The organism is Dyella sp. M7H15-1, assembly GCF_004114615.1.
Classification (GTDB): Bacteria; Pseudomonadota; Gammaproteobacteria; order Xanthomonadales; family Rhodanobacteraceae; genus Dyella_B.
In genome coordinates, this window is the sequence record NZ_CP035300.1 from 2,296,092 (window position 1) to 2,309,204 (window position 13,113).

At 55.5% G+C, this 13,113-nt stretch carries 9 protein-coding genes; 2 read left to right on the forward strand and 7 right to left on the reverse strand.

Features of this window, described 5'->3' with window-relative positions:
* Positions 1 to 137: 137 nt before the first annotated feature.
* Together pgl and zwf are read right to left on the reverse strand one after the other, a co-directional pair.
* Entirely contained in the window at positions 138 to 782 is a 645-nt protein-coding gene (gene pgl / locus EO087_RS10695; RefSeq protein WP_128899901.1) for a 6-phosphogluconolactonase, read from the reverse strand.
* Between the two features lie 50 nt (positions 783 to 832).
* Entirely contained in the window at positions 833 to 2,320 is a 1,488-nt protein-coding gene (zwf, locus tag EO087_RS10700; protein WP_128898854.1) for a glucose-6-phosphate dehydrogenase, read from the reverse strand.
* Between the two features lie 324 nt (positions 2,321 to 2,644).
* Between zwf and EO087_RS10705 the strand changes: the two genes are divergently transcribed.
* Both EO087_RS10705 and EO087_RS10710 read left to right on the forward strand, forming a co-directional pair.
* A complete protein-coding gene (locus EO087_RS10705; RefSeq protein WP_128898855.1) occupies positions 2,645 to 3,397 on the forward strand; it encodes a GntR family transcriptional regulator in 753 nt (250 codons plus the stop codon).
* A 401-nt stretch (positions 3,398 to 3,798) separates the two neighbouring features.
* On the forward strand, positions 3,799 to 4,314 hold the full coding sequence (locus tag EO087_RS10710) for a hypothetical protein (RefSeq protein WP_128898856.1): 516 nt from the start codon (positions 3,799 to 3,801) through the stop codon (positions 4,312 to 4,314).
* Between the two features lie 414 nt (positions 4,315 to 4,728).
* On the opposite strand, the gene EO087_RS10715 is transcribed toward EO087_RS10710, so the two are convergent.
* From EO087_RS10715 to EO087_RS10735, 5 genes are all read right to left on the reverse strand, one after another.
* The gene (locus EO087_RS10715; protein ID WP_205744351.1) at positions 4,729 to 5,025 is read right to left on the reverse strand and encodes a transposase; all 297 of its coding nucleotides are present in this window, start codon (positions 5,023 to 5,025) and stop codon (positions 4,729 to 4,731) included.
* A gap of 413 nt (positions 5,026 to 5,438) precedes the next feature.
* Positions 5,439 to 6,983, reverse strand: a complete 1,545-nt coding sequence (locus tag EO087_RS10720) for an amino acid permease (protein ID WP_128898857.1) — start codon at positions 6,981 to 6,983, stop codon at positions 5,439 to 5,441.
* A gap of 411 nt (positions 6,984 to 7,394) precedes the next feature.
* A complete protein-coding gene (locus EO087_RS10725) occupies positions 7,395 to 8,576 on the reverse strand; it encodes a hypothetical protein (RefSeq protein ID WP_128898858.1) in 1,182 nt (393 codons plus the stop codon).
* Positions 8,577 to 8,668: 92 nt separating this feature from the next.
* Positions 8,669 to 9,937: a sterol desaturase family protein gene (locus EO087_RS10730; RefSeq protein ID WP_128898859.1), complete on the reverse strand. Its 1,269-nt coding sequence runs from the start codon at positions 9,935 to 9,937 to the stop codon at positions 8,669 to 8,671.
* Between the two features lie 229 nt (positions 9,938 to 10,166).
* Positions 10,167 to 12,989, reverse strand: a complete 2,823-nt coding sequence (locus EO087_RS10735) for a TonB-dependent receptor (RefSeq protein ID WP_128898860.1) — start codon at positions 12,987 to 12,989, stop codon at positions 10,167 to 10,169.
* Between the last annotated feature and the right edge of the window lie 124 nt (positions 12,990 to 13,113).

The following is a 13,113-nucleotide window of genomic DNA, read 5'->3' on the forward strand; positions in this document are numbered from 1 at the left end:
GACTCCAGCCGAAAGGATTCGGCGTTGACGCGCGTAGGTTAGGGTGCAAACCCCAACATCGAACAAGCATGGGTATGGCGGTGTTGGGGTTCGCATGCGCTCACCCAACCTACGTGAAGGATGCGATGCCAGATGCATTACGGACACCAATAGATGTCCAACTGCTTCGCATTGCGCAGCACACTAGCAATCGGCAAATTACTGCCTGGCCGTTCGGCCTGGTCAAGCACGACACGTTTGTCGTCGCCTTGGATGTGCAGGTAAAGAGCATGCGCCTGCAACAGTTCGCGCAGCGTAAACGTTATACGCGGCTCGCCCGCGCCCGGCGCACGCATCGGCAACACCTGCGCGGTGTTGGACAGATCCAGCGTTTCGCCGAGGCGATCGCCACCGGGAAAGAATGATGCCGTGTGACCATCCGACCCCATGCCCAGCACCACCACATCGAGCGGCTGCTTCAAGGCACGGATGCGCGTACGCACGTCGGCAATGCCAGCCTCCGGGGTGGCGGTTTCCACATACAGCGGCACGAATTCCGCATCGGCGGCTTTGTGCTGCAACAGCAAGGCTTCCACCATGCGTGCGTTGGAGCGCTCGTCGGTGTCGGGCACCCAGCGCTCATCGACCAGCGTGACGGTAACGCGCGACCAATCCAGTGCTTCATTGGAAAGCACTTCAAACAGACGCTTGGGCGTGCTGCCGCCAGAGACGGCAATCCATGCTTCGCCACGCGCTTCGATGGCCGTGCGCAGCTTGTCGGCAATACTCGATGACAAGGCCATGGCCAGTGCCTGGCCATCTTCGAAAACATGAAGCTGTTGCTGGGCAGACACTATTCGTCATCCTCATCCCAGGTGCGGCCGTCACGCTCGATCAGCGCTACCGCTGCGCTCGGCCCCCAGGTGCCGGCGGTATACGGACGCGGTGCTTCACCGCTTGCCATCCACGCGGCAAGGATCGGGTCGGCCCAGCGCCATGCGGCTTCTACTTCATCGCGACGCATGAACAACGTGGGGTTGCCGCGCACCACATCAAGCAGCAGACGCTCGTAGGCATCCGGCTGTTGTACGCCGAACGCTTCGGCAAAGCTCATATCCAGCGGCACATGACGCAAACGCAAGCCACCCGGACCCGGATGCTTGATGGTGAGCCACAGTTTCACGCCTTCATCCGGCTGCAAACGCAGCACCAGGCGATTTTGCGCCAGCGGACCAGCCGCAGCGGTGAAGATCGAGTGCGGCACGGGCTTGAAGGCCACCACGATTTCCGACACGCGATCAGCCAGGCGCTTGCCGGTGCGCAGATAGAACGGCACACCGGACCAGCGCCAGTTGCCGATTTCGGCTTTCAGGGCCACGAAGGTTTCGGTGTTCGATTTCTCGACTTTGACCTTGCTGTCAGCATTCAAGTCTTCGATATAACCGGGCACGCTATGACCTTGTGCCGCACCCGCGCGGTACTGGCCACGCACGGTGAACTGGGAAGCGTTGCCACCATCGATGGGCTTGAGTGCGTGCAGCACCTTCAACTTTTCATCACGCACCGAATCAGGCGACAACGAAGCCGGCGGCTCCATCGCCACCATGCACAGCAATTGCAGCATGTGGTTCTGCACCATGTCGCGCAGCGCGCCAGCGGTGTCGTAATACGGACCACGGCGTTCCACGCCCAGTGTCTCGGCCACGGTGATCTGCACGTGGTCGATATGGCCGGCGTTCCACAGCGGCTCGAACAGGGCGTTGCCAAAGCGCAACGCCAGCAAGTTCTGCACCGTTTCCTTGCCAAGGTAATGATCGATACGGAAAGTCTGCGATTCGTCGAACACGCGGCCGACGTCATCATTGATGCGGTTGGCGCTGGCCAGATCTTTGCCGATCGGCTTTTCCAACACGACGCGCGACTTGTCCTGATTGAGACCGCAGTGACCCAGGCGTTGGCAGATATCGACAAACAGCTCCGGCGAGGTGGAAAGGTAGAACACGCGCACGTGACCAGGTTGTTTGGCCAGCAGACTGGCGAAATCGTCCCAGCCTTCATCCTTGCGCGCATCCAGCGAGCAGTAATGCACTCGCTTGAGGAAAGCGTCCAGCTTGGCCGGTTGCGATATCACCGCGCCGCTGAGCGCGGAACGAATCTGGTTGCGGTAACCGTCCTCGTCCAGCGCTTCGCGGGCTACGCCGATGATGCGGCTGCCATCTTGAATCTGGCCATCGACGTAGCGGTGGAACAATGCGGGGAGCAATTTGCGCACGGCCAGATCGCCGGTGCCGCCGAAAATCACCAGGTCGAACAAGTCGACCGGTTGAGCAGGTGCAGTCACATCTCACCTCGATGAATGCTGGCAGCCACGGAGGTGCGGCCACCCGGGGGAGTTTTGATGGTACCAATGACATACCAGGCAATACCAGTCTTTTGTGCGTTGCCATCGTATGTAGTGCCGGGAATCGTCAATCGAGAATCGAGAATCGGGAATCGGGAATCGTAAAATGCGTCACCCCGGCCCTAGTCTGTGTACCGCTCTTCCCGATTCCCGATTCCCGATTCCCGATTCCCGATTCCCGATTCCCGATTCCCGATTCCCGATTGACGGCCTTCGATCCCGACCCATTGTCCCAGTGGTTACGCATTGGTATGGTTTGCAACTATGCAAAATGCCCTGGCTGACGAATACCGGCGCCTTAGCCGCGATACGACCACCCACCAACCGCTGGCCTACCTGCGGTTGCGCCGAGCTATCCGCAATGTGATCCAGCACCGGGACATCGAGCCAGGTTATACCCTGCCCAGCGAACGTGATCTGTCACAGGCCCTGGGTTTGTCCCGGGTAACCGTGCGCAAAGCCATTTCCGGCCTGGTCGAGGAAGGTCTGTTGACCCAGCGCCACGGCGCCGGCACCTTTGTGGCCGAGCGCATCATCAAGCCGATGTCACGTCTGACCAGCTTTACCGAAGACCTGCGCGCCCGCGGTCTGCATCCACGCTCGGAGTTCTTTGAGCGCAGTGTGGGCGAGGTTACGCCCGAGGAGTCGATGGCGTTGAACCTGTCACCCGGCGTATTGGTCGCCCGCCTGCATCGCGTGCGCTATGCGGAAGACGAACCGCTGGCGATCGAACGTACGGTGGTACCCGCCAGCATCTTGCCGGACCCGCACGAAGTGCACGACTCGCTCTACGAAACGCTGGAGACACACAACTGCCGGCCCGTTCGGGCCTTGCAGCGCTTGCGCGCGGTGCTGCTTGGTGCGCGGCAAGCGCGTTTGCTGCACGTAACCGTGGGTAGCGCCGGGTTGCATATCGAGCGCCGCGGATTTCTGGATGATGGGAGGGTAGTGGAGTTCACCACGTCTTGGTATCGCGGGGATATTTACGATTTCGTGGCGGAGTTGCAAACGGATTGAGCCTCCCTCGCCCGTCATCCCGGCGAAGGCTGGGATCCAGTCAAAACATGACATAAATAAAAGGTTGGAGTGCTTCGTCCTGTTCGTGCCGAACGCGCGGGGACCACGACACCATGCAGCTCAGGTATTTACCCGATACAATACCCTTCGGTTTTTCCCATACTCATAACCTTAGGGAAGTTCTAAATTTATTCCCTATCCAAGGCATAACGGTGCTGTGAAAAACGAACGTAGGTGAAGCGGTCCAATACGAGTCCAACGAGAATCCGTTCAAATTCACATTGCCTGCATGTCCAAATAGCGCGATACCCGGGCTTATAGACCGTATCGATGAAAATTTTGCCGCCATTCGTTTCTCAACACTTCTTGAGAACTCAAAATAACCTTGAACACGGATCAACATGACGAACCCTATCAATACCACCTCATACGTAAACGTAGTCCGCGCCGAACCCGAAAAAACTAGTCTCGATGAGTTTTACAACAAGTTGCGCCCCTCTGGCAGCGGCACCAATTCCTCTCAACGCACCGCCAAACTTGCTATCGATCCAGCGTTCGCGAAGGAATTACACCAACATGCCTTTGGTGATATTCCCGCAGACGTATTACAAGTAGCTAAAGATATTAAAAATATTAGGAGTGATGATCCTTCCACGCGACTGGCAAGTTTAGTAAGCCTTGCTTCCGCACCAGTCGGCATACGACCTTTAATTATACAAGAGATGAAGAACCTATCCGAGAAAGACACGCTGAGGCTACCGATTCCTGAATTTATCGGGACAACGGCCCAGCAAGGTCCTGATGCAATACGCCAGGCGGTTGATTTTTTGAACGCGCTTGGCCTGCCCGGCGAGACTTTCCACGTCCGTGATTTTAGCAATCTGTCCACGTCTGTCACTGCTGATCCTAGGAACTGAGAGATTCGGCAGCTCATGCGACCTCGCCCTGAGTCGGTGAGTGAGTAGGCGAGAACAGTTATCCGATCAAAACATCCATCGCCTTACTCATTGACACTCCCAATCGGGTAGGGAGCTGGGATAACCCGGCCCCACCGGGTCGCCGGAGGCGGTCGCCCGCCTCCGGCTCCCACAGAACGTAGCGTGCGGTTTTCCCGCACTACGCTCTTCGGAGGTTGCTTCACAGCACTGCGAGTGCTTGCAGCTCCCGATAAGAGAGGTACAGGCGTGGCCGCAGTAGTGGTAATCGTTGCTTGATCTGGTGGTAACTATTCACCCCTCCCCCTTGACGACAGAATTTTGGCCAAAATTTGACCAAAATGACCAGCTTAGGGCACGCAAATACCATTTCGTACTCATTGAAAATGCCAGATTTCACGTAGGAGGCTTTTCAGCGGGGGAGGGGTGAATAGTTACGGTTCGGAAGCCATACGCTTTTCTCATGGTGACTTTGGCTTTGTTGTTCAAACCCTCGACGATTCCGCTGGAAAACTGCTTGCGCGCCCGGAAGTAGTTGAGGATCAGCTCCCGGTGAGCCCGCACCGTCTTGGCAAACTTCTTCATCGGTTCGATGCGCGAGCGCATGACCTGAGTACACCAGTCGCCAAGGAATTTGCCGGCCCAGGTCGGCGAGACGTAATCCCATAATGGCTGGAATTGCTCTTTGAGCAACCAGACACGCACCGTACGCAAATTGTATTAATGGCCAGTCTCCTGGTGCATCGAACAAAACGACCTGCTCGTTGGCCAGGGTATTGTCGAGCACTTGCGCCCCCTTCCTTGTCGACCTGCTGCATCAATCCATCACGGACAAGACCTGTCGCCGTCACCGCGATCATCTTTGGATGCTGGGTGGCGAACTCATCCGTCGCCGCCATGAAGATCCCGTGCACATGCGCCGGTCAGCGTTAGTTCTGTTGCAGCACTATCTCGAAGAGGAAGGCGGACCCTTGATATGGCCTGACATCACTGAGGCTCAGCAAAGAGCTTTCGATACTACCTGTCGCAAGCTCTACCGCTTTCTCTTTGCCACCTAAAACCTCAAATCATGGGTGGAATCACCCACAGATTCCACCGACGATCCATTATTTTTCGTGCTCCAACCTGCTATGCCGCATGCCATACCCAAAGTAGACCAGGCCGCCCAGACCCATCCAAATGATGAATCGCTCAAAGGTAATCCACGGCAGGCCGCCGATCACATGCCAACCCTCGGCATCCTGCATGGGCACACCGAAAATCAACAACAGGGAAAACAGCACGCCCAACGGCGCGACAATGGCCAGCGCCGGCGCACGGAAACTGCGTGCGACATGCGGCTTGCGCACACGCAGTACCAGCACCGCCGTGCAAATGATGATGAAGGCACTGAGCGTACCGATGTTGACCAGCTCGGCCACTTCGCCAATCGGTAGCAGGCCCGCCACCAGTGCGGTAAATACGCCGATGATCACGGTCGGCCGTGCCGGCGTGCCGAAGCGCGGATGGATATGTGCAAACCACGCTGGCAGCAAGCCATCCCGCGCCAGCGCAAACCAGATACGTGCCGCACCCAGCATGAAGGCGAACAGCACGCTGGTCACACCGATCACTGCAGCGGCAGCGATGGTCACGCTCAACCCGTGTAGGCCGATGGATTCAAAGGCATCCGAAACCGAGGCATCGCCGCTGAGATGGCTGTAGTGGGTAATACCGGTGAGCACCAGTGATACCGCGATATACAGCGTCATGGCCACGGCAAGTGACAACAACACCGCGCGTGGAAGATCGCGCTGTGGGTACTTGGCTTCTTCCGCGGCCGTGGTCAAGGTGTCGTAGCCAAATACGGCGAAGAACACCACACTGGCACCAGTCAACACGCCGGCCCAACCGAAGTGTCCTACGCCTTGCGCATCGAAAACGCGAGCAGGAATGAAAGGATGCCAGTTTGCGGTGTTCACATAGAAGGCGCCGACACCCACCACCAGCAGCACGCCGATCACCTTGATCGTCACCACCAGCGTATTGAAACGCGCGCCCCACTCGGTGCGAATGGTAAGCAGCGCAGCCACCAGCAATGAAACTCCCGCAGCGATCACGTTGAAGCGATGACCGTCGCTGGGCCTAGCGATGGCCTGGGTGCCATGCGCGCCGAAGATCTGCTGCAGGTAATACTCCATCGTCTGCGCGCTCATGCTCTGCTGCGCCCACTCCGGCAGGTGCACGCCGGCCGAGCCAAGCAACACTTGCACATAGCCGGACCAGCCGATGGCCACCACGGCCACCACCAGTGCGTATTCCAGCAACAAATCCCAGCCGACGATCCAAGCTACGAATTCGCCCAGCACCACATAACCATAGGTATAGGCGCTGCCAGTAACCGGAATGAGCCCGGCGAATTCCGCGTAGCACAGTGCGGCGCAAGCACTGCCAAAACCCGCGATAACGAAGCTGAGCGCCACGGCAGGTCCCGCGTTCATCGCGGCCTGCTGCCCAGCCAGCACGAAGATACCCACGCCGATGATGCCACCGATACCGATCGCGGTGAGCTGCCACAGGCCAAGCACGCGCCGGAAATCACCACGCCGGCCCACTTCCGCTTGTAACTGCTCGACGGATTTGTGGCGCAGCATCCTGCTCAAAAAACTCATCAGCCTGTCTCCGCAATGCAAACCGCCGATAAATACCACAGACACACGGACTGATACATGGCGTCGCTGACTTATCACTTATGTTTGGATGAAGTACGAGAGTCGAGCTTGATCCGTTCTTCCAACTCACTCACACGCGCCAGTAGCGCTTGCTTCGCTTGCATCAGCTCGCCGATAAGCGCATGGCAACCATCTACCGTAGTTCGGCAGTTCACTCGCGACGACGAGGGTGCTTAGCTTCGGATGCATTGGCTGGAGTTTATCCTGATTCCGTGAGTTCCTGACTCGCACCCCGCTTGCTTTGCGTGAAATCACCCACTCACCCACCGAGTAAGTCAAAGATCACTCGCAAAGCCAGAGGCCATGTGCACTGCGCGTTAGGAGATCACGGAATCAGGCATAGACTCAATCTCACGAAATTGTACAAAATGATTGATTGTTCTTTTGTGAATCTATATATCGTTGAGTACTTTTTTTCATTTCGTCCGTCCTTTCCTTGTGCTGGATGTGGAGGAGGTTTATTCGTTCAGGATCGAACATAGGATGATACTTAGGATTTTCCTTTTTCATCCTATCATCTCGTTCGTATAACTTTCTTTTGTCTGAATCTAAAAATGTATCCGGGGGAGCCTGAATGATGACGTTTGAACTCTCTTTTGAATAACTTTTTCCATTTATCTCGAACGATCCGGTAAAACTTTTATATTGGATGGTTTCTACGTCGGGGTTGACGTTAATTCCAACTGCCGGAAGGTCTGTTAATCTAGACAAGATGCCACATTTTTCAGATGGATAATCATATATGTGATGAGCTCCTGTAAGGACCAGGATGGGTTTATTATTTTCTTCAAATTCACTTCTAATGCTTTCTGCAAAAGATTCATTTACTTCATAGCGCATTGGTATATGTCTTTTAGTGTGAGTAACTATTTCCATATTTAGTCTATTGAGGAATCTCATATCAATTAGATTGCTTCTTTCTACTCCACTTGATGACACAAATTCACTTAATAAATCTTTAAATTGAGAATCACATTTTTTATAGTACTCTAACTGCTCGGGATCATTATCATCAACATGTTCCATTTCTTTTTCAATGTGAGGCATTAGTTCTCCTATGTGCTCAGCAAAAATATTAAGCCTGTCTTCCAACTTATTACTACCTTGACCTTCCAATATTTTTAAATCTATTGCGAGCTGATTGACTTCCGAATAAAGTTCAGCAGATTTTTGGCACTCAAGGCCAACAATGCGTATGTCGTTCTCTAAAAGTTTGCACTCCAATCTGGCATAAGAACCAGAAAAGCACTTGCCATAGATTGCCTTGCTGATATCTTTCGTGTCCTTGTGTACGGATTCCATCATTACTGAAACACCTTTAAGATCAGCCATATTTTCGATTATCCATTCATAATGATCTTTATCATAGTGATTTTCACCTAAAATCACTATTTTATTTTCTTTAAATAAATCAGATAAGCGCAAAGATTCACTTGGTTTAGAGGATAGCAGACCAAATAGCGCTTGATGGGCAACCTTTTCACTATGGCTTGATTGCTCGACGATAACTCGAGCAATCGATAACCTGAGCAAAAACTAAGCGGAGTCGGAGGTAGTCCCCGTTAGACGAAGCGGGACGGGGCAACACCTGGCGCGTGCACAGATGGCCGCAAAAAATGGAACGCTTAACCCATCGCCGCCTGTGCCGCGCCCGGACGCCGCCGCTCATAACCGGCCACGAACAGCGCTGCGACCGCACTGATGCCAAATACCGCAACGATCGCCGTCGCAATACGCGTATCGAGCTGTGCCACGCCATACCAGCGACCAGCCCACAACACGCCGACAGATGTACCTGCCGTGCGCAGCAAATCCAGCCACAAACCGATGCGGTGGCCTTCCATCAGAATGCCGATGGTCCAAACGCTATAGACAAGATAGATGGCGTAAGGCGCCGCTTGTGTCAGTTCCAGCTTGGGTGCCGTGCCGAGAAAGTTCACGCTGATCAACAGCAGCAAACCGCATTGGGTCAGGCTGTACAACTTCAATGCCCAGGACATCGGCGGATTGTAGCGCGCATGGGTGATGTCGAACGGCTCTTTGGGAAAACGCGCGGCCACGTCGGCGGGGCGCCAGCCTGGCGGCTTGATCCATACACGCAGTTTGTCCAGCCAGTTCCGCGCGTGCCAGCTATCCTTACAGGCTGCCCAATACACCTCGGCGTTCGCCCATAGCGGATTCCAGCTTTGCAGCGGTGCGCGTGTGCCGTAGATCGGCGGATCTTCGTCGTTCTCTTCGACGAAGGTGCCAAACAGGCGATCCCAAATGATCAGGATGCCGCCATAGTTGTGATCAAGATAACGATCATTCACCGCGTGATGCGCACGATGATTGGATGGTGAGCAGAACACGCGATCGAACCAGCCCAGGCGATCGATCAATTCGGTATGTGCCCAGAACTGATAAAGCAGGTCGATCAGTGCGACTACTGCAAACAGTTCGGCGGGATAACCGAGCAACGCCATCGGCAGATAGAATAACCAGCTCAGCAGGAAGCCGCTGCCGGTCTGTCGCAGCGCGGTGGTGAAGTTGTAACTTTCGCTCTGGTGATGTACGACGTGTGCAGCCCACAGCACGTTCACTTCATGTCCGAGACGGTGCAGCCAGTAATACAGCAGGTCGTACAGCAGCAAGCCGCTCATCCACACCCAGACACTGTCGGCCGGCAAGGTCCACAAGGCCAGATGCGTTGCACACCAACCATAGATGCCGATCGCGAACAGCTTGGTGAACACGCCGACGATCTGCGACATCACGCCAAGACCAAGGCTGTTGATCGCATCGTTGCTGTAATAGACGTCACGGCCACGCCATCGGGCCACTGCCAGCTCGATACCAATGAGGACAAAGAAGCCCGGTATTGCCCAGGCCATGATGCGTTCCGGAGTCACCATCTGAGCCTTCCCTACCTGCAAGAGCCCGTTCGACCGATCGGGCAATCAGCCACAATGCCGCATCATACGTGACCAGTATATACGCAGTCAGAAACAGCCGATCACTAAAACACCGGTTGCGCCGACGCCGAGGTGTTCAAAACCATCCACTTCTCCGCACCAGGAAAAAAGGACCTGGCAAGATCGCCAGGTCCTTGGCGGGGAAGAAGAAAGTGTTGTTACAACAAAATCAGAACTTGAAATGTGCCTCAAGCATGAACTGACGGCCCGTCACATACTCTTCGGACAACTGCGTCTTGCTTCCCAGGTACGCGTAGTACTTGGAATTAAGCAGGTTCAGCATGTCGAGCGTGACCGATAAATTTTTGCTGAACTGATAACCTGCGGATGCATCAAGCTCTTTGAAACCGTCAACATAGGTAGAGGGCGCGCCAGCCACGTAACCGCCCGCCAGGTAGGCGCTGCGATAGTTGTACGAAACGCTCGCGCTGTACGGCCCCTTCTCGAAATAGGGCCCGATGTTGTAGGCGTTCTTCGAGTTGTAGGGCAGCCAGCCACCACTGCGAGTGGAACCGTCCGAATAGGTGTAGTTAGCGCGCAAGCCGAAACCACTGTCACGGAAGGCTTGCTGGTAGCTGAGCGTAGCGCCCTTGACTTTGGCGCGACCGCCATTGATTGGCGCCGTCACGTCGTATTGGCAGATGCCTGCCGCCGTACAAAGTCCTGCGGCTACCTGCGCATTGCCTTCGCTCTGGAGGTAACCCGGGATGGTCCAGGATCCGTTGACACGCGTCTGTGTGGTCGCCGCGTTCACGATATAGTTCAGAACATCCTTATAAAACACCGAGGCCGCAAACACGGAATCGGGGTTGAAATACCACTCCGCCGATGCGTCGACATTGACCGAACGATACGGTTTCAAGTTCGGGTTGCCGCCGGTTGCAGTCAGCACCGTATCATTCGCCTCAAAGTACGGAGCCAACTGGTTGTACGGAGCGTAGGCCACGGTTTCCGAAGCTGCTCCGCGCAGAATAAAATTCTGCGTGATATTCCAGGCGATGTTGAATGCTGGCAGCCAGTTATTAAACGACGTCTTCGAGGTCACCCAACCATAACCCGTGGGGAAATTACAGTCGAATGTATCAGCTGCCGCGCAGTCACCCGGAATGTTGTAGCCGGACGAGGTGAACTGGGTGTGCACGAAGCGTATGCCGAGGTTGCCGTGGACATCATCGTTGCCGAAATTGGCCTGCAGATAAGCGGCACTGTTCTGCTGCTGCACAGCCCACGTGTTGTCGAAATAGACGTTTGCGTCCTTGGCTTGACCAAAGCCCGGCGTGCTGAGCACGGCGTTCTTGATCGCATCCAGACCACTGGTTTGCACGTGGGTAATGAAGCTGTTGGTAAGACCCAGATCACTCAGGCCCGACAGGTTGGTCAGCCCACCGTAGCCGATTTGGTTCAAGGTTAGCTGCTGCGGGCCGGTAAAAGCGTTTTCCACCTGGCTTTCCCAGTGACTCGCATAACGCGCACCCACCAGCACCTCGTTGACGAAACCAGCAAAATCCTTGCTGAAATCGAGCTGGCCGTACGTATCGCGCGCCTTGTATAGAATGGTTTCCTCGTTGCCACCCCAACCATTGTCGGCCCAGTAGTTGGGGTTGTTGGCAGTGCTCGGGTCCGTGAACTGCACGCCATTGTAAATGTTCCAGTTAAACCCGCCTCCGTAATAGATTTCCTTGACAAAGGACGTCATCGGGTTGCGCGAGCTGCTCACGCCAAGATCCGCGGCAAGACGCCAACCATCGCCGAAGTACGTGCCCTTCCAGTCCGCGCCTTTGGTGGTAACCATCGACTGGCGAGCATAGTTGTCGGCGAAGGTGGATGCCGTGCTCGTGCAGGTGGTCGTGTTGTAGCAAGGCTTACCTACCGACGAGCCGCCGACAATGATCCCGTTGGGCCCCTCGGTCAGCGAAGTGATGCCAGCAGGCTGGTTGGTCGCCCATGGGTACATGGACTGGTTGACATTGTTGAGCCCATCTTTCATGTACATCAGGCTCAACGTGCTTTCGAAACTTTGGTTCGGACGGTATTGCAGATTCACCAGCAGGCTGTTGCGCTTTTCCGTCTGCTGGAAATTCGCCGCGCTCAGTTCATTCGGAATCTGATCTGATGGCTTGATCAGCCCTGCATTGATTTCATTTTGGATGACATTGTTACCGGCCTTTACAGCGGCAGCGTTCACCGTGGCGACACTGCTATACCCGTAGTTCTCCATACCTTCGCGGGACGTGAACAACTCATAGTGCTGCGCGGATACGTCTACGCCGAAGGTCTTGTCGCTGTTGTGCCAGGAGTAGAAGACCGATCCATTGAGACGCTGACTGCCAACCATGTCGTTGTAGTTGACACCGAAGGAGCCGCTCAGCGTGCCAGACGCCACATCCAGCGGTTGTACCGTATGCATCAGCACTGTGCCGCCCAAGCTGCCTTCGACAATGCGTGCCTCCGGGCTCTTGATGATTTCAAGCTGGCCAAGGATTTCAGCAGGCAATAGCGAATAGTTGAAGCCGCGGTTTGGATTGTCGCCGAACAGCCAGATGGCTTGCGCGACAGGATGTCCATCAAGCAGGCTCACGTTGAGGCTCGGATCCATGCCATCGATACTGACGCGCTGGGTGCCAGGGATGCTGCGATCCAGCGTCACGCCGGGAACCTGCGCCAATGCCTCGGCAACGTTGGTGGCCGGGAATTTGCCGATGTCCTCGGCCGTGATGGCGTCGACGATGGCATCCGCGTTGCGCTTTGTATCCATCGATGCCTGCAAGCTGGCTCGAATACCCGTTACTGTCACCGTCGCCAACTGCTTGGCGTTGGAAGCGTTGGAAGCATTGGCACCGTGCGTCTGAGCCGTATCCTGTTGGTTCTGGGTAATGGCCCCGACGCCCGCATTGGTCGTGGTGTTTTGAGTCTGGTCCTGCGCATGCAGCGCACCGGACAGACATAGGCCGGCGAAGATGCTCGCGGCGAGCAGGGTCTTGCAATGTGACATGGTTTCCTCCCCTCAGAGGCGTTTCAGCGACGGAAAATGTTCGCGGCATGCCCGTGCTGTGTGGCGATGGGCTTGCGCCCGGTTGGGTTCAAAAAACCTCGTTCTGTGTTATCCGTATTTCGGC